Below are 17,811 nucleotides of genomic sequence, written 5' to 3'. Positions count from 1 at the left end.
GCGTATGCTCAAGACTCGGGAGGAGGGGGCGCACCAGCGCGCTGCTGCGGCCTGATAGCCTTCACCGGGCGTCGGGGCAAGGGCGGCGTGATTCGGTGGCGGTGCGGCGCAGCTCAATGCCCAGCATCGTCCCGCCGACCACGGCGATGGGCATGGTCAGCAGGTTGACCACCGGGATCAGCAAGAGCAGGGCGGTTCCCACCCCGAAACCCGCGGCCAGGTCGAGTTGCCCGCGCACCCGGCCGATCTTCTCGGAGAGGCGAAGGCCCTGACGATCCAGGGCGGCGTCACTGTACTCAAAGGAGAGAAAGACCCCGCTGATCAGGGTGCCCAGCACCGTGTTGATCAGGCTGCCCACGCCGGGGATCAGGTGAAAGAGGAGCAGGGGGAGGATGCAGGCCAGGTAGGCGACCAGTGTAAGCAGGCTGATGCCGATGGATCGCAGGATGCCCACGATCAGGGCCTCGCCAGCGCGCGCGTTGGCGAGCTGGCCGCGGAGCTCTTGTTCGGTGATCACCGAGAGCTGGTCGTTGAAGGGGCTGGCCACCACGCCGGCGGCCATCAGGACCGTAAAGTAGGTAAGCACGACCGAGGCAGCGCCCACCAGGACCATCACCACGTACCACAGGGCCTTGATCCAGCCGGCTTCGGGCTGGGACCACAGCCAGCCCAACAGGTCCGGGGCGTTGAGCGCCAGAGCGGAGGCCACGACCAAAAAGAGCGCCAGATTGATCAGGGCCGGGATGATGGCCCAGGGCCACATCTGGCGGCGCGCGGCCAGAAAACGGGCCGCGCGCAGGGGCAGCTTCAGCCCCCCTAAAAAGCGGCGCCCGCGGGAGGCGTCTCGCAGCTTGTGGAGGTCGTCGAGGATGGTGTCAGGGGGCAGGGGGGCGGGCATTCATCTCTCCGGCGTGGAGTGCTCCCCCCGGGGTTTGGGGGGCGCGCGCGGTGCGCAACTTTCTGGTATGAGGGCCGGCTTGCACGTCTCACGTTCCGCTCACAAAAAACCGGAGTCACCATGCTCGGATTGCGAAGCGCCATCTACCCGGTCCAGGACATCGACAAAGCTCGCCAATGGTATCAGGCCCTCCTCGGCATTGAACCCTATTTTGCCGAGCCTTTTTACGTGGGGTTTGATGTGGGGGGCTTTGAGCTGGGGCTCTTGCCGGCCGGCGATGCCCAGCGCCCCGGCCCCCAGGGGGTAGAGGCGCTCTGGGGCGTGGAGGATATCGATCGGGCCTGGCAGCGCTTGCTCGACGCCGGCGCCCGTGCGCTGAGCGAGCCTTACGACACCGGGGAGGGCATCCGGGTGGCGAGCCTGGCCGATCCCGATGGCAATCGCCTGGGCATCATCGAAAACCCGCACTTTCGGGTGCCCCCGGTGGATTCGGTGGTGGTGATCGAGGGGCCGGCGACGCTGGCAGCTGAGGGGGATGCACTGGAGGCCATCGAGGTGGAGCGCATCATCTCGGCGCCCCGAGAACGGGTCTGGAGCGCCTGGACCCGCGCCCAGGAGCTGGGGAGCTGGTTTGGTCAGGATGCGCAAATGGAGCTGCGCATCGGCGGGCCCTTTGAGATCTATTTTCTCGACGCCGACCAGCCGGCGCGGGGCGGCGAGGGCTGTCGGGTCTTGAGCTACCTTCCCGAGCGCATGCTCAGCTTTACCTGGAACGCGCCCCCCGACCATCCGACGCGTCAGGCCCACACCTGGGTGGTGGTGACCTTCGAAACGATCAAGGCGGCCGAAGGGGTCACCCGGGTGCGCCTGGTCCACACCGGCTGGCCGGCTCCGAGCGATGAGGCCGGCTCGCCCAGCACCGAGGATTGGGCGAGTACCTACGCCTATTTTCAACGGGCCTGGCCGCAGGTGATGACCGCCCTGGAGCGCTACCTGGGCGGTCAGGTGCAGGCCTGAGCCCCCCCCCAGGAGGGGGGGCTGGCGAGCGCGCCTCAGTTCCAGCAGAGAAGGCCGACGCCGCTGCAGCAGCGCACGTCGTCGACCTGCTGGCAGGAACCGGTGGAACAACCCCCGCAGTTGATCTCGCGGGACTCGCCACAGTTGTCCACGACCGTGTCGTAGCTGCCACAGCGATAATTATTCGCCGCGCAGAGCTCCGCCTCGCTCTGGGGCTCGCAGAGGCATTGGTTCTCGGACGTGCACTCCTCGCCAGTGCCCGAGCAGCTACCGCACTCGACCTCGCGGAGCTGGTTGCAGGTGTCGATCACATTGAGCGTGCCGCACTGGGCACCTTCGGATTCACAGATCTCGGCATCGGTCGGGGGCTGGCAGGCCAGGCAGGTGTTGTTGACGGTGCAGACCTTGCCCTGGCCGGGGCAGCTGCCGCAGTCGATGTTGCGCGGCTCTCCGCAGTTGTCGGTGCGTGAGAGGATGCCGCACTCGGCCGACTCGGTGAAGCAGTAGGTCGTGTCGTCGATCGGGACGCAGACGCACTGGTGATCGAACGAGCAGTATTCGCGGGAGCCATTGCACTCCCCACAGGATTCGGTGCGGGAGTTGCCGCAGATGTCGTTGGCGGTGACCACGCCACACATGGCCCCCTGGTCGGCGCAGAACTCCGTGATGGAGCGAGGCTCGCAGGCGCACTGGTTGTCATCGGTGCAGCTCTCGTTGGGGCCGGTGCAGCCGCCACAGTCGAGAGCGCGCGTCTGGCCGCAGCGGTCGGTGACCGTCAGGGGGCCACAGGTCGCGCCGGCCGCATCGCAAAGCGCCTGGTCGCTCTCGGGCTCGCAGAGGCAGCTGAACTCCGCGGTGCACTCCTCGCCAGGGCCTGTGCAGCCGCCGCAGTTGATCTCCCGCTCCAGGCCACAGCCGTCGATAACCGTGTCGACGCCGCAGGCCATCGCGTTGTCTGCACAGAGCTCGCTGACCGTTTCGCCCGGGCAGGTGCAGCGCTGGTCGTCGCCGCAGACGTATCCCGACTCACAGCTTCCGCAGGTGACCGTGCGGCTCTCTCCGCAGTTGTCCTCGGCGATGACCTCACCACAGTCGGCGGCCTGGCGCGAGCAGAAGGCCTGGTCGCTCTCGGGCACGCAGACGCAGGAGCCCTCCTCGCAGATCTCGGACGCCTGGCAGCTGCCGCAGTTCAGGTCCCGGCTCTCCCCACAGCGGTCTTCGACCTGGAGCGGACCGCAGGCCAGGCTTGCCGCCTCGCAGAGCTCCAGGTCGCTCTCGGCCTGGCAGCCGGTGTCGGTGTCGGGGCCCGGATCAACGTCGGTATCCGCGTCGGGCTCCGGATCGACGTCGGCGTCGGGAAGGGGCGTGACGTCGGCGTCGGTGCCGGCGTCCAGGTCGACCCAGAAGCCATCGCGGCACTCCAGACCCGGTCGCACCTCGTCTTCGTCGTCGCAGCGCACGCCGGCAAAGCTCGCCGGTTCAAAGGAGCAGGCCGCGCTTAACCCGAGCAGGGTCAGCATCAGAGCCAGAGATAAGAAGGGGGGGCGCGTCGGGGGGAGGAGGTTCACTGCATACTCCGGGGGTAGAACTCGCGCCCGTGGCAGGAGGAGGGGCGCGATAAGACATCCAAGGTGTCTTAAGGCTAGCGCGCCCGGGCGTTGATGCCAACGCCGCTCCTCCTTACTGGTGCAGATTATTCGTCGCCGACCTTGCAGCCGGTGTCGTCGCAGCCGGCCTCGGGGGCCGCCGAGGGCGTCACCATGGTCAGCGGGGCGCTGGCGCGGGCCTGGTTCAGCGCGCCCAGGAAGGTGGCCGGAGGCTGGGCTCCGCTGACGCCGAGCTGACCGTTGAGCACGAAGAAAGGAACCCCGCGGATGCCCAGCTCGCGGGCGCGGGCCTGATCCTGGCGGACCGCCCGGGCGGTGGCCTCGTCGTTGAGCGCGGTCTGGGCCTCGTCGGGGGTCAGGCCGACCTCTTCGGCCAGCTCCACAAGCACGGCGGCGCGGCCCACGGCCCGGCCCTCGGTGAAGTAGGCGCGCATCAGGCGCTCCTTCATCGCGTCGTCCAGGCCCCGGGCCCGGGAGGCGTGAATGAGGCGGTGGGCGTTGAAGGTGTTGCCGCTCTGGGCCCCGGCGAAGTCAAACTCCAGCCCCTCGCCATGGGCCGCTGCCACGACCTGGGCCTCGGCCTGGCGAGCCTGGGCCAGGGACATGCCGTACTTGGCGGCCAGGTGCTCCACCAGCGGCTCTTCGCGGAGTTCGGGGGCCTGCGGGTCGAGCTCAAAACTCCGCCAGACGATCTCGATCGCCTCCTCGGGATGCGCGGCGCGAAACTCCTGGAGCGCACTCTCAAAGCGGCGCTTGCCGATGTAGCACCAGGGGCAGACGACGTCGGACCAGATCTCGATTTTCATGGTACATCCTGCACAGCAAGTGGGAGCCTTTTAGCGGTCCCAGTGTTTACGGCGGCGCCCCCTGCGGGTGCGCAGCTTCTTTTGTTGGCCGCGTTCGCGGCGAGCTTCCAGACGCTCCAGGCTCTCGGCGGCCTGCGCCTCGGTCTCCTGGAGCTCTTCGAGAAGGGTGAGGTAGCGATCCAGGCGCGCCCGGGTGAAGAGGCCCTGGTCCATGGCGAGGAGCACACCGCAGTCGGGCTCGTCGATGTGGGCGCAGTCGCGAAAATGGCAGTTCTGAGCGGCCTGGCTGATGCCCGGAAAGAGGCGCTCCAGGCCCGGGTGGGCATCCCACAGGCCAAACTCGCGCATGCCCGGGGTGTCGATCACCAGCACCCCGTCTGGGGAGCGCCAGAGCTCGCGGCGCGTGGTGGTGTGGCGCCCGCGGTCGTCGGTCTCCCGGACCGCTCCCGTGGCGAGTTTGTCGCTCTGGAGCAGGCGGTTCACGATCGTGGACTTGCCCACGCCTGAGGAGCCGACCAGCGCCACCGAGAGTCCCGGGCGCAGGTAGGGTTGGAGATCGGTAAGCCCCTCGGGCTCCAGCGCCCGGGTGAAGACCACCGGCACCTCGACGCCCAGATCGTCGATCAGAGCTTCGATGGCCCGGAGGTCGTGAACGCGATCCATCTTGTTGATGACGATCACCGGCGCCACCCCGGCGGCAAAGCTGCCGATGAGGTAGCGCTCCAGGCGTCGCAGGTTTAAGTCGTAGCCCACCGCCGTTACCACCAGCAGGTAGTCCAGGTTGCAGACCACCACCTGGGCTCGCCCCTGCCGTCCGGAGGCCTTGCGCTGCAGGCAGCTGCGCCGGGGAAGGACCCCGACGATGCCCGGGGTGCCCTCGCGCACGACGACGCCCACCCAGTCGCCGACGGCCGGCTGGGCCACCGAGTCGAGCTCGGTGCCCTCCAGGCGGGCCAGCACCGGGGCTTCGATCTCGTCGGCGTGATGGGCCACAAAGAAGCCGCCCCGTTCCACCGAGACCACGCGGGCCGGGAGGGCCTGGGGCTCGTTCAGGTCTTGGAAATCGGCTTCCAGCCAGCCGTTCCAGCCCAGCTCCACCAGCGGTGCGCGCTCGGCGGGCAGGGGCGGGGGCGTCGGAGCCGGGGTCGGTTCCTCGGAGGGGGCAGCGGTCGGGTCGTTCATAGATTCCCGGGGTGCGGGGTCATCGTCGGGGGCTCAACAGACACGCGGGCAGGACTATGCCCGGGTGTTGGGAGAGGTCAACGCCAGAGGCTTAAAACCCGCAGATGAGGCGGTTCAGGGGGCGCCAAAGAGGGCGCGGGCCTGGGTGTCGGCGCTCATAAAATCGATCAACGCCCGGATGCGCTGGGCCAGGTGGCGGCTGGCCGGCCAGAAGAGCGAGAACCTCCCGGTGGCGCTCTCCAGCTGCGGGATCACCCGCACCAGGCGACCGGCCTCCACGTGCTCGCGGGCAAAGAAGGAGGGCACCTCCCCGATGCCGGCCCCGGCGTTGAGGAGCTGGACCACCAGGCCGAAATCATTGACCAGCATGGTCGGCGCCGGGCCACGACCTTCGAGGAGGTCGCCCCCATGGCGTTGCATGGTCTGGTGGCCGACCATCCGGTGGTGGTGCAGCTCCTCGATGGTGGTGGGAGTGCCGGCCTCGGAGAGGTAATCGGGGCTGGCGTAGAGTCCGCGCACCACCCGGCTTAAGGGGCGGATCATCAGCCCGGTGTCGTCCGGCAGGTCGGGGCCGTGGGCACGAATCGCCGCGTCGAAGCCCTCTTCGACCAAATCGACGACGCGGTTGGTCAACTCGATGCGCAGCTCAATGTCGGGGAAGCGGCGCTCAAAGCGCACCATCAGTTCAGCGAAGCTCGACATCGCCCCGAAATCATGGGGTGCGGTCAGCCGGAGCACGCCGGTGGGCTCCATCGCGGTGTCGGCCAGGGTGCGCTCCACCTGGGCAAGCTCCCGCATCGGCGGGGCGCTGCGGGCGTAGAGCAGGCGGCCGTCGGCGCTGAGGGTGTTGCCCTGGTTGGAGCGGTGCACCAGCGTCACGCCCAGGGCCTCCTCCAGGCGCGCGATGCGCCGGCTGACCGTGGAGCGGGGCACGCCCAGCTCGTCGGCGGCCGCGCTCATCGTGTCGGTTTCAGCCACCACCACAAAGGTCTGTAAGTCGGTCAGGTTCATCGCGTCTCTCGGCCAGAAGGGCTCCTCATCCACGTGCTGGCGAGCTTGCAGAGCCCGGCGGCAGGCGTCAACCTTGCCGGGATCGGGGCCCGGGCTTTGCCCTTGCCAATGGTGGCCCCCGCTGCCTTGCCACGATGAGGAGTTTGATGATGTCGCCCCCCCTGGAGTCTGTGTTTGCTCGGGAGCTTGCCCGGGAGGTCGACCGCCGCCTGCGGGCGGTGGCCAACCCCGACGACGCCGCGCCCATGGCCGCCTACCTCAAGGGCATTCAGCCCTTTGTCGGCGTGAAGGCGCCGGCTCGCCGCGCGGCCACCCGGGATCTCTCCCGTCGTTTTCAGCCGGCCGATGCCCGGGAGCTGCGCCAGGCCCTGTGGGCTCTGTGGGAGCTCCCGTACCGGGAGGCGCGCTACACCGGCATCGAGTGGATCGAGGGGCTGCCGCGGGAGGCCCGGGGCCCGGAGCTTATCGACCTCTACGAGGCGATGATTCGCGAAGGCGCCTGGTGGGACGTGGTCGACGCGGTCTGTGCCCGGCTGGTGTCGCCGCTCTACCTGCGGGAGCGCCCGGCGCTCTACGCCACCGTGGAGCGCTGGGCCACCGACGAGGACCTCTGGGTGCGCCGCGCCGCGCTGCTCGCCCAGCTCAAGCATCGCGATGAGGCCGACGCCGAGCAGCTCTTTCGCTTCTGCGCTGAGATGGCCCCGGAGAAGGCGTTTTTTATCCGCAAGGCCATCGGCTGGGGGCTGCGCGAATACGCGTGCTACCGGCCCAGGCAGGTGCGTGATTTTTTGATCGCGCATCGCGAGCGCCTCAGTGGTCTCTCGGTACGGGAGGCCTCCAAACACCTGGAAAAGCTCGGCGCCCCCCTGCCGAAGGGCGGCGAGGGCTCCAGTTGAGGGGCCCAACGCCTGAGAGGGGGGGGGCGGGGCTTGAGTGGGTGATCTGCGGGTGCAGAACGCGGGGGCGAGGGAAGACGTGACGCGCCTGCGATTAAAAAAACCGCCTCGCGGCTGGCGAGGCGGTTTTTAGGGGTGTTACGGAGGGGACCGGTTTACATGGAGATGGAGCCCTTGCGGAAGTCGGTCTGGTTGATGTGGAGGTTGATCACGACCGGGCGGCCTTCGCTGGCGAGCTTTTTGGCCTTGTCGATGGCCCGGTTAATGTCGCTCTTGCGTTTTACCAGGATGCCCTCGGCGCCGTAGCCTTTGGCCACGGTGTGGTAGTCGTTGCGGTTGAGGACGGTGGCCACGTCGTCGCCCAGGATTTCGACCTGTTCGCGGGCGATCTGGGCCCAGGCGCCGTCGTTGCCGATCACGGCGATGGGGGCAAGTCCGTGGCGCACGCAGGTATCAAACTCGGCGAGGCTGTAGGCCGAGGAGCCGTCGCCCCAGATCAGCCAGACTTCGGCGTCTTTGCGGGCCAGGGCCGCGCCCAGCGCGAAGCCGCCGCCGACGCCCAGGGTGCCGAAGACGCCCGGGTCGAGCCAGGCCTGGGGGCTGCGCGGGCGCAGCACGTAGGCGCCGGTGGCCACAAAGTCGCCGCCATCAACGACCAGCACGCTCTTATCGTCGAGTTTGGCGTCCAGGCGCTCAAAGAAGTCGATGGGGTTGACCAGCCCGCCGGCGTCTTGCTCTCCCATGGCGTGGATCTCGGCGTCGCGGGCCTCCTCGCGCTGGCGCAGGTCGGCAAACCAGGCCGGGCGTTCGATGGCCGGTCCGAGGCGGTAGGAGAGCTCGCGCAAAAAGTCGCCCGGGTGGATGTTGAGGGCGACCTCCGGGCGGCGATTCTTGCGCAGGTCTTCGCGGGAGAGGTTCGCCGAGACCACGCGGGTCTTGGCGCCGAAGGCGCGGCCGTAGCCCATGCGGAAGTCGAAGGGGAAGCCGGCGATGATCGCCAGGTCGGCCCCCCGCAGCGCCCGGGAGCGCTTGTGGCGGAACTGCAGGTCGTTCTCGGCTCCCAGGAGTCCGCGGGCGCCTCCGCCCAGAAAGGTCGGGATGCCGAGTTTTTCGACGGCCCGGGCCAGGCTCTCGGCCTCTCCGGGGCTGTAGTTGACCAGGGCCTGGGAGCCGATGACGAGCACCGGGCGCTGGGCGTCGGTGAGCAGGTCGGCCACCTGGTCGATCTGCTTCTCCGGGTCGCTGAAGTCGGGCAGGGGCAGCGTGGTGTCGGTGAATTTGAGCGGGTTGTAGGGAGCGCTGAACTGGCGCAGGAGGTGCGCGCGCAGGTAGAGCTCCAGCGCTTTGGCGCTGACCCCGCTCATCTTGTCGAGGCCGCTCTCCTTGATGAACCACTCCTCGACGATGCTCTGCGGGTAGAGCAGGTCGACGGGGACCTCCAGAAAGACCGGTCCCGGGGTGCCACTGGTGGCCACGTGCAGGGCGTGATCGATGGCCGGGGCCAGCTCACTGACCATGGAGAGGGAGGCGGCCCACTTGGTGATGGGGCGCATCAGGCTGATCTGGTCGATGTCCTGGAGGGCGCCGCGGCCCTTGAGCACGGTGGCCGGGGCGCCGCCGATGATCAGCACCGGGGACTGGGCCATCTGGGCGTTTTTGACGGCGGTGACGGTGTTGGTGACGCCGGGGCCGGCGGTGACCGCGGCCACGCCGGGGACGCCGGTCATGCGGGCCATGGCGTCGGCGGCAAACACGGCCGAAACCTCGTCGCGAACGTCGATGACCTCGATGCCCTGTTCTTTGGCACCGGTGAAGATTGGCGAGATATGTCCGCCACAGAGGGTAAAGAGGTGGCTGACACCACGACGCGAGAGGCGCTCTGCGATCACGTCACCACCATGCGAATGCGACATAACACTCCTGAAAGGCATCATAAACAGACCAGTCTCAACGGGTTTGGGGCACTTTCAGCAGGTTTTGGCCCGGTTGTCCAGTGGGGTTGCCACGAAAGGGGGAGGAGAGCTGGCGGGGATCCGAAGTGCGGGCCGGGGCGCATTTTTTAAGGCGGAGGTCTTGTTACCCACACCGGGTGGTTTATGGTGACTGGCGAGTCTGTTAGTACGCGGTGTTTGTTTCCCGAATCAGTGATTCCTCACGAGAGCGAGTTTATGAGCGATCTGTTCAACCCCACCGAAGAACATAAAGTGCTGCGCGAGATGGTGCGCTCCTTTGCCGAGCGCGAAGTGGCCCCCCAGGCCGAGGCCCACGACCGGGAGGAGCGTTTCAACGTCGCGCTCTTCAAAAAACTCGGGGAGCTGGGCCTGCTGGGCGTGACGGCGCCGGAGCGTTTTGGGGGTTCGGGGATGGACGCCACGGCGGCGGCGATCGTGCACGAGGAGCTGGCGGCGGCCGACCCGGGGTTTTGCCTGGCGTACCTGGCGCACTCGATGCTTTTTGTGAACAACCTGGCGGTCAACGGCAACGATGAGCAGCGCGCGCGCCTGCTGCCCGGGGCCTGCTCCGGGGAGCTGATCGGGGGGATGTGCATGAGCGAGCCCAACGCCGGCACCGATGTGCTGGGCATGGGCACCGTGGCGCGCAAGGATGGCGAGGATTACATCCTTAACGGCCAGAAGATGTGGATTACCAACGGCGCGATCTCCGAGACGGATCTCGGCGACGTGTTCCTGGTATACGCCCGGGAAGAGGGCGGCGACCGGTCCATCTCGCTCTTTTTGGTCGAGAAGGGCATGGAGGGCTTCTCGCTGGGGCAGAAGCTCCACGGCAAGCTGGGGATGCGCGCCTCGACCACCGCGGAGCTGGTCTTTGAAGACGTGCGCGTGCCGGCCAAGAATCTGGTGGGCACCCCGGGCAGCGCGGTGCGTTCGATGATGCGCAACCTGGCCATTGAGCGGGTGACCCTGGCGGCGATGAGCGTGGGGATTGCCCGGCGTTCGGTGGAAATCATGAATCGCTACGCCAGCGAGCGGGTAGCCTTTGGCGAGCCGATCAACCGCTTCGGGCAGATTCAGCGCCATATCGCCGAGAGTTACGCCGAGTACATGGCCGGGCGCTGCTACCTGTACAAGGCCGCCGGTGACCTGGGGCTGGACGCGTTTGGCAGCCGGGCGGACTCCGACGGGGTGAAGCTCTACTGCTCGACGATGGGCAAGAACGTGGCCGACCGGGCCATTCAGGTGCTCGGCGGCTACGGCTACGTGGCCGAGTACGACGTGGAGCGCCTGTGGCGCGACGCCAAGCTCCTGGAGATCGGCGGCGGCACCAACGAGGCGCACCAGAAGAACATCACCCGCGACCTCTCCAAGGTGGAGCGCCTGCTCTGAGCTTGGAAGCGCGTGCGAAGCACGCGCGTTGAGGGCGGCTGGCGACCGCGGCCTCGTTTACGAGGCCGCGGTCGTGTTGTTTTGGGGAGAGGTTTCGGGGACCCGGGTCAGGGCCTCTTCCAGGGTGTGGACGCCGGCGCCTTCTTTCCAGGCGCGCTCGGAGAGGTGGCGCCGGAACTGGCGGGCGCCGGGCTGGCCGGCGAAGAGCTGCAGCATGTGCCCGCTGATGTGGGAGAGCTTGCCTCCCTGGCGCAGGTGCTCCTCGATGTAGGGGAACATCGCGCGGGCCACCTGGTGGCGGGTCAGCGGGGGGGCCGATTCGCCATAGAAGCGCTGATCTACTTCTGCGAACTGGTAGGGGTTGTCGTAGGCGGCGCGTCCGATCATCACCGCGTCGACGTGCTCCAGGTGCTCGGCGGCCTGATCCATGGTGAGGATGCCCCCGTTGATCTCGATGTCCAGATCGGGGCGTTCCTCTTTGAGGCGCCAGACCTCGGGGTAGCGCAGCGGGGGGACGTTGCGATTTTCTTTGGGGCTTAAGCCCTGGAGCCAGGCCTTGCGGGCGTGTACCGAGAAGCGTCGGCAGCCGGCGTCGGCCACGATGTCGACAAAACGGCGCATATGCGCGTAGTCGTCGAGCTCGTCGACGCCGATGCGGTGTTTGACGGTGACCTCAATGTCGACCGCCTGGCGCATGGCCTCGACGGCGCGGGCCACGGTCTCGGGGGATTTCATCAGGCAGGCGCCGAAGTTGCCGTTTTGCACCCGGTCGCTGGGGCAGCCCACGTTGAGGTTGACCTCGTCGTAGCCGTAGTCCTGCGCGATGCGGGCGCATTCGGCGAGTTGCTCCGGGTTGTCGCCGCCGAGCTGGAGGCTGACCGGGTGTTCGGCCGCATCGAAGCGCAGGTGTTGCTCCCGGTCGCCGAAGAGAATGGCGCCGGTGGTCACCATCTCGGTGTAGAGGAGGGTGCGCCGGCTGATCAGCCTCAAGAGGAAGCGGAAGTGGCGGTCGGTGCGCTTCATCATCGGCGCGATGCTGATGGGGTGTTTAAAACTCATAGTGTGCCTCGTCGCAGGTGGACCGGGCGCATTGTAGGCAAGGGCGTGGCGTTGACCAGCGTCACGCGCGACAAACTTACTTGACCGGAGATATTCGGTGCAGAACCTTCGAATTCCTACTCCCTGGGTGGGAGTTTATGAAGGCAATCCAAACTCAACGCAATCGAGGTCCCTATGACACTGCAACTCGGCGAAACCGCACCCAACTTTCAGGCATCGACGACCGAAGGCGACATCGACTTCCATCAGTGGGCGGGCAACTCCTGGGTGATCTTCTTTAGCCACCCGGCCGACTACACCCCGGTATGCACCACGGAGCTGGGGACGGTGGCCAAGTACGCTGACGAGTTCGCCAAACGCAACGTCAAAACCATCGCGCTCTCGGTGGATGACCTGGCCGACCACCACGGGTGGATCAAAGACATTGAGGAGACGCAGAACACCGAGGTGAACTTCCCGATCGTGGCCGATCCGGACAAAAAGGTGGCCAACCTCTACGGGATGATGCACCCGAAGGCCGATAGCACGCATACGGTGCGTTCGGTGTACATCATCGATCCGGACAAGAAGGTGCGCCTGACGATGACCTATCCCTCGGCGACCGGGCGCAACTTCAAGGAGCTGGTGCGGGTGATCGACGCGCTGCAGCTCACCGATAACTACAAGGTGGCCACGCCGGCCAACTGGAACGATGGCGACGATGTGATCATCGTGCCCTCGATCCAGGAAGACAGCGAGCTGGCTGAGCGCTTCCCGAAGGGGTACCGCGTGGTCAAGCCCTACCTGCGCATCACGCCGCAGCCCAATCGCGACTGAGCGCGTCAGCTGAGCGGGGTACGCGGCCTCGCCGGCCTGCTCGCCGACCCCGATGCTCTTTGTGGGCGCGTGTCCGATCGTGGAATCGAGGGCGCGCTTGCCGGGGAGCGTCGGGGTTTTTTCGTGCCGGGAGGTCGCCGGCGTGGGGGATCAGCGCGAGGGGGCGTCGGGCTTGACCAGGAGCGTGCTGGTCAAGAAGAGCGTGGCGATCCAGACGATTTGGGCCGCGAGGAGGTGCACCAGCTGCACCCAGCCGGGAGCCGAGAGCAGGATGTTGATCACGCCGACCATGGTCTGCGCGATCACCAGCTCCAGGAGCACGTTGGCCCAGAACACCGCCCGGGCCGAGGGTTCGCGAAGTTTGACCACCCAGCAGACCACCAGCAGGTAGGCGGCCGTTCCCACCGCGATCACCGGGTGGAAGATGCGCAGGCGCACCAGGAAGTGGTTGGCGGCCGAGAGGTCGCCGCGAACCCGGTCGAGGAGTCCGTCGCCCAGGGTGGGGTCGACCGGGAAGAGGGTATCTCCCAGCGCCGTGACTGCGCCGGACATGCTGGTGGCGATCAACGCCAGGAGCCCGGCCACCATCAACGTGCGGTAGACGCCGCCGTGGCGCCATTTGGGGAGGGCGCGCCCGGAGGAGAGCCAGGCGGTGAAGGCGGTGGCGCCGCTTAAGATCAGGGTGTTGACCAGGTGAATCGCGATCACCACGGCCCGGGCGACCGAGTCGTTGTCGGCCACGAGCTCCGCCAGCACCAGCCCCGCGCCGATGGCCCCCTCAAAGAGGATGAAGACGTAGGTGATGATGCTGGCCCAGAAGACCGGGTGGTTTTTGAAGAGCTTCCAGGCCCAGCCGATCAGCACCAGGCCGAAGATACCGAGCAGGCCGCTGGTGAGGCGGTGGGTGTACTCGATCATCGTCTGGACGTTGGGAGCCGGGGGGATGATCTCCCCGTGGCAGGTTGGCCAGTGCGAGCCGCAGCCGGCCCCGGAGCCGGTGATGCGCACCCAGGCGCCAAAGAGGATGACGCCGAGCATGTAGACCAGAAAGATCCAGGCGTAGGTAGTAAACGCGCGACTTCGGGGAGAGGTAGAGGAACTCATAGGTGATCCGCGGGGTGTCGAGACACAGGGCCAGCAGGCTTTCAGCCTGCCCATAACACCACCGCGCGCCGGGGTCATCCGTGAGTTGTCGGGCATTTCGCCGCAGGGCGAGGCGGCCAGGGCTTGCCCGGGGCTCGGCAGGGGTGTTAACTAGCGCCTTCCTCGCACCGCCGCGCTGGTTCTGTGGCGCCGGGTGTCGAGGATGACGGGCGACCACGAACATTGAACTCTAAAGGTTGATGACATGATCAAAACGTTGCTAGGCGGCCAGGTGCCCACGGGCTCTGAGCTAGTGATCAAGGGGTGGGTGCGTACTCGCCGCGACTCCAAGGCCGGCTTCTCGTTTATTAATGTGCATGACGGCTCGTGCTTTGACGCCATCCAGGTGGTTGCCCCGGATACGCTGGCGAACTACACGGATGAGATCCTCAAGCTGACGGCCGGCTGTGCGGTGGAGGTGCGTGGGGAGCTGGTCGAGTCGAAAGGCAAGGGCCAGTCGGTGGAGGTTCAGGCCGCCGAGATCAAGGTGGTGGGTTGGATCGATGATCCGGACACCTATCCGATGGCGCCCAAACGCCACAGCATGGAGCATCTGCGGGCCAATGCGCACCTGCGTCCGCGCACCAATCTCATTGGTGCGGTCACTCGTGTGCGTCACCAGCTGGCGCAGGCGGTGCATCGCTACTTTGACGAGCGGGGCTTTTACTGGGTTCACACCCCGATCATCACCGCCTCGGATGCCGAAGGTGCCGGAGAGATGTTCCGGGTCTCCACGCTGGATGCGGCCAACCCGCCGCGCCTGGACAACGGGCAGGTGGACTTTTCGCAGGACTTCTTCGGGCAGGAAGCCCACCTGACGGTCTCCGGTCAGCTCAATGCGGAGGCGTACTGCCTGGCGATGAGCAAGGTCTACACGTTTGGGCCGACCTTCCGAGCCGAGAACTCCAACACCTCGCGCCACCTGGCGGAGTTCTGGATGGTCGAGCCCGAGATCGCGTTTGCCGACCTGAACGACGATGCCGATCTGGCCGAAGATTTTTTGAAGTATCTCTTAAAGGATCTGCTGGATACGCTCCCCGATGAGATGAATTTCTTCAACAAGTTTGTGAAGAAAGGGGTGCGCGACCGTATGGAGGCGCTGGTCGACTCGAACTTTGAGCGCCTGGACTACACCGAGGCGATCGCGATTCTGGAGAAGGCCGCGGAGAAGGAGAAGTTCGAGTTTCCGGTGAGCTGGGGCATCGACCTGCAGTCGGAGCATGAGCGCTACCTGAGCGAGAAGCATGTGGGGCGTCCGGTGGTGGTGATGAACTACCCCAAAGACATCAAGGCCTTTTATATGCGGCTCAATGACGACGGGCGCACGGTGGCGGCGATGGACGTGCTGGCGCCGGGGATCGGCGAGATCATCGGCGGGAGCCAGCGTGAGGAGCGTTTGGACGTGCTCGATGCGCGCATCGATGCGCTGGGGCTGCCCCGGGAGACGTACTGGTGGTACCGCGACCTGCGCCGCTATGGCACGGTGCCGCACGCGGGCTTCGGGCTGGGATTTGAGCGCCTGATCGCCTATGCGACCGGGGTGGAGAACATCCGCGAGGTGATTCCCTTCCCGCGGGCGCCGCGTAGCGCTGATTTCTAAAGCGCTTCTTTAAACATTTGAGCGTGTGTGTGCTGGCGAGCTCCCGACGACGGGGGCTCGCCATTTTGTTGGCGGCAGGTTTTGATCGGAGATGAGGTCGGTGGTAGCCAGAGGGGGTTAAGCCAACAGGGATGAGGAGTCACGACGTGCGAAGCTGGCGGGCCTGGTCGACGATCGTTGGGGTGTGGAGCCTGGGGTTGGTGGGATGTACTGGCGATGTGGCCCCGGGGCCTGAGACGCGGCTGGCTGCGGTCTGCGCGGAGGCTGGCGGTGACTATTACGATCGCGACCCGGCACTGCTCTGCGTGTTTGGGGCGCGTCAGGGGGTTGAGGTGGGCCCGGGGTTTGAGTGTCCGGCGGCCTTTCCAAACCGGGTGGGCGACCCGGGGCTGACCTATTGCAATGCGAGCACCGAGTTTCCGGTGTCGGTGCTGATGGAGATCGAAGCCCGCTATCCAGAGGATGTCGAGGATGCCGGCGATGTGGGGCCGGATGGTGGCGAGGCGGAAGATGTGGGACCCGCGCCGGTCGGGGAGAGCTGTGCGGAGCCGCGGGAACTGAGTTTTGAGGGGGGGCAGGTGGAGGTCGTGGCAGATACCCGCGGGGCCCGGGAAGACGCCGCGAGTCTGTGCGACGGGAGCGCGGGGGCCGATCATGTGTATGCCGTGACGCTGGAAGAGGCCGGCGATCTGGTGTGGGAGGTCGAGGCGCTTGATGGCGAGTTTGTGCCGGCGCTCTTTGTGCGGGAGGTCTGTGAGCAGCGGGTCTCGCAGCTTCCCGGGGCCTGCGCGCGGCATCGGGCGCGTCCGGGCAAGAACGCGGTCGTAGCCGTGAGTGCCGAGCCCGGGACCTACTATGTGTGGGTGGCGAGTCCGGGGCAGGAGCGGGGGGCGTACCGGCTTCGGGGGCGCTTTTCTGCGCGTGCCGCCGCGCAGGCGGCGCCGAGTTGCGAGGCGTTGCCCGGGGTGGAGCTTGACCCGGGCGCCTCGCTGGGGCTGGGCGTGAGCGCGCGGGGGCAGATCGGGGCGCAGGCGGCGTTGTGTGAACACCAGGCCTGGGGCGTCACCCGGGTGGGCGTGGAGGTGGCGGAGGCCGGGCTGGTGACGGTGGAGCTGCTCCGGGAGGCTGGGCCGGGCTTCGTAGCCGGAGTGCGGCCGGAGTGCGGTGGTGACGAGGAGGCGTTTTGCGGGAATATCATCACCGGCGAAGAGCGCCGGGTGGTGATGCAGGAGCGGGTCTCGGCCGGGGTGGCTGAGGTGGTCCTGGGAGGCCTGGAGCAGGCCTCGCTCCCGGGCTTTGAGCTGGAAGTGCGCCATGGCGGTGTAAGCGTGGGGGAGAGCTGCCAGGCTCCGGGGCGCCTTGTGCAGGGAGAGGCCGATGAAAGCGGGGTGCGGGAGGTTGGGGTCGTGGCGAGTCTGCAGGGGTATCAGGACGGGCACGCGGCCGCGTGTGGGGTCAATGGACGCGACCGTGTCTGGGAGCTGACGCTTGATGAGCCTTCGGATGTGATGCTGGAGATCCAGGGGGAAGCCGCGGCGCAGTTGAGCGTGAGTCTGGGGAGCGCGTGCGAGGAGGTAAACCACTGCGAGGTTGGTCGCCTGGAGCGCGGTGGCCTGCCGGCAGGCACGTATTACGTCCGGGTGGACGGGGATATGGACGACCCCGCGGAGTTTACGCTGCGCGCCCGGGTGCGTCCGACGCTCATTGGTGGGAGCTGCGAATCCCCCGGCACCGCGATAGCGCTTCGGGCCGGGGAGAGCACCGTGGTGGCGCTTGACGCCGGGGATGTGCCAAGCGCGATGGTTCGTTGTGCGCCGGGGCCGGCCCGGGACCGGATGGTGACTCTTGAGGTGTTGGAGCCCGGCGACCTGGCACTCTCGACCGCCACGCTTTCCGCGGGCGCGACGTGGTGGGCGGAGCTTGCCACGGAGTGTCGGGAGAGCGGCGGGTGCTTGGAGCAACCCCGGGGGATGGCCGGGCTGGAGGCGGGTGAGCATGCCCTCAAGGTGGCCTCTGACGCCGGCGAGGCGCTCACGGTTCAGGTGGCGCTTTTGCCGCCGGGAGATCGCTGTTTTGGCGCGGAGCCCTTGGCCTTAAACCAGCTCCATAACGTATCGCTGGCGGGCTACCACGGCGAGGGCGCTCCCTCGTGTGCAGGTGAGGCCCCGGTGGCCGACCGGGCGTTTGAATTCACGCTGAGTGAGGCAACGACCGTGATGCTGACACTGACGCCGGTGTCCGGCACCGACCGGGCCACCCTCTGGTTGGAACGCGGTGGGTGTGGCCAGGCGTTGGAGTTGCGTTGCGAGGAGCCTTCTGCTGGTCAGCCGGCGAGCCTCGTGTTAGGGGCGCTCACTGCGGGCACCTACCGGGTGTGGGCCGGCGGCAACCCGGGCGACTACACGCTCGACATCACCACCCACTGAGGAACT

14 protein-coding genes are annotated in these 17,811 nt (G+C 67.0%); 6 read left to right on the top strand and 8 right to left on the bottom strand.

What is annotated here, in order from left to right:
• Nucleotides 1-61: 61 nt before the first annotated feature.
• Entirely contained in the window at nt 62-898 is an 837-nt protein-coding gene (locus DL240_RS02525; RefSeq protein WP_111728280.1) for an EI24 domain-containing protein, read from the bottom strand.
• Between the two features lie 120 nt (nt 899-1,018).
• On the opposite strand from DL240_RS02525, the gene DL240_RS02520 reads away from it, so the two are divergent.
• Nucleotides 1,019-1,915 (top strand): SRPBCC domain-containing protein, encoded by an 897-nt coding sequence (locus tag DL240_RS02520; protein ID WP_111728279.1) that lies wholly within the window; start codon nt 1,019-1,021, stop codon nt 1,913-1,915.
• A gap of 35 nt (nt 1,916-1,950) precedes the next feature.
• Here DL240_RS02520 and DL240_RS02515 read toward each other — a convergent pair whose 3' ends face one another.
• The 4 genes from DL240_RS02515 to DL240_RS02500 form a co-directional block, all read right to left on the bottom strand.
• The gene (locus tag DL240_RS02515; protein ID WP_111728278.1) at nt 1,951-3,483 is read right to left on the bottom strand and encodes a hypothetical protein; all 1,533 of its coding nucleotides are present in this window, start codon (nt 3,481-3,483) and stop codon (nt 1,951-1,953) included.
• 125 nt (nt 3,484-3,608) lie between these two features.
• A complete protein-coding gene (locus DL240_RS02510) occupies nt 3,609-4,328 on the bottom strand; it encodes a DsbA family oxidoreductase (protein WP_111728277.1) in 720 nt (239 codons plus the stop codon).
• 30 nt (nt 4,329-4,358) lie between these two features.
• Nucleotides 4,359-5,510 carry a ribosome small subunit-dependent GTPase A gene (gene rsgA / locus DL240_RS02505; RefSeq protein WP_111728276.1) on the bottom strand — a complete coding sequence of 384 codons (1,152 nt, stop codon included), beginning with the start codon at nt 5,508-5,510 and terminating at the stop codon, nt 4,359-4,361.
• A 114-nt stretch (nt 5,511-5,624) separates the two neighbouring features.
• Complete coding sequence (locus DL240_RS02500; RefSeq protein ID WP_111728275.1) at nt 5,625-6,521, bottom strand: LysR family transcriptional regulator; 897 nt, start codon at nt 6,519-6,521, stop codon at nt 5,625-5,627.
• Nucleotides 6,522-6,667: 146 nt separating this feature from the next.
• Here DL240_RS02500 and DL240_RS02495 point away from each other — a divergent pair, with 146 nt between their 5' ends.
• The gene (locus DL240_RS02495; protein WP_158542306.1) at nt 6,668-7,417 is read left to right on the top strand and encodes a DNA alkylation repair protein; all 750 of its coding nucleotides are present in this window, start codon (nt 6,668-6,670) and stop codon (nt 7,415-7,417) included.
• Between the two features lie 155 nt (nt 7,418-7,572).
• Here the strand turns inward: DL240_RS02495 and DL240_RS02490 are convergent, their stop codons facing one another.
• Nucleotides 7,573-9,330, bottom strand: coding sequence for a thiamine pyrophosphate-binding protein (locus DL240_RS02490; protein ID WP_199589705.1), 1,758 nt, complete (start codon nt 9,328-9,330; stop codon nt 7,573-7,575).
• A gap of 255 nt (nt 9,331-9,585) precedes the next feature.
• Here DL240_RS02490 and DL240_RS02485 point away from each other — a divergent pair, with 255 nt between their 5' ends.
• Nucleotides 9,586-10,761: an acyl-CoA dehydrogenase family protein gene (locus tag DL240_RS02485; protein WP_111728273.1), complete on the top strand. Its 1,176-nt coding sequence runs from the start codon at nt 9,586-9,588 to the stop codon at nt 10,759-10,761.
• A 57-nt stretch (nt 10,762-10,818) separates the two neighbouring features.
• Here the strand turns inward: DL240_RS02485 and dusA are convergent, their stop codons facing one another.
• Entirely contained in the window at nt 10,819-11,820 is a 1,002-nt protein-coding gene (gene dusA / locus DL240_RS02480; protein ID WP_111728272.1) for a tRNA dihydrouridine(20/20a) synthase DusA, read from the bottom strand.
• Nucleotides 11,821-11,994: 174 nt separating this feature from the next.
• On the opposite strand from dusA, the gene DL240_RS02475 reads away from it, so the two are divergent.
• Nucleotides 11,995-12,636, top strand: a complete 642-nt coding sequence (locus DL240_RS02475) for a peroxiredoxin (protein ID WP_111728271.1) — start codon at nt 11,995-11,997, stop codon at nt 12,634-12,636.
• A 150-nt stretch (nt 12,637-12,786) separates the two neighbouring features.
• Here DL240_RS02475 and DL240_RS02470 read toward each other — a convergent pair whose 3' ends face one another.
• Nucleotides 12,787-13,740 carry a COX15/CtaA family protein gene (locus DL240_RS02470; protein ID WP_158542305.1) on the bottom strand — a complete coding sequence of 318 codons (954 nt, stop codon included), beginning with the start codon at nt 13,738-13,740 and terminating at the stop codon, nt 12,787-12,789.
• Between the two features lie 244 nt (nt 13,741-13,984).
• Here DL240_RS02470 and asnS point away from each other — a divergent pair, with 244 nt between their 5' ends.
• Both asnS and DL240_RS02460 read left to right on the top strand, forming a co-directional pair.
• Nucleotides 13,985-15,379: an asparagine--tRNA ligase gene (gene asnS / locus DL240_RS02465; protein ID WP_111728269.1), complete on the top strand. Its 1,395-nt coding sequence runs from the start codon at nt 13,985-13,987 to the stop codon at nt 15,377-15,379.
• Nucleotides 15,380-15,525: 146 nt separating this feature from the next.
• On the top strand, nt 15,526-17,805 hold the full coding sequence (locus DL240_RS02460; protein WP_111728268.1) for a hypothetical protein: 2,280 nt from the start codon (nt 15,526-15,528) through the stop codon (nt 17,803-17,805).
• Nucleotides 17,806-17,811: the final 6 nt, after the last annotated feature.

The sequence above is a fragment of the Lujinxingia litoralis genome, assembly GCF_003260125.1.
GTDB lineage: Bacteria > Myxococcota_A > Bradymonadia > Bradymonadales > Bradymonadaceae > Lujinxingia > Lujinxingia litoralis.
The sequence above is the reverse complement of the archived record's forward strand: the minus strand, read 5'-3'. Positions and strand labels throughout refer to the sequence as shown.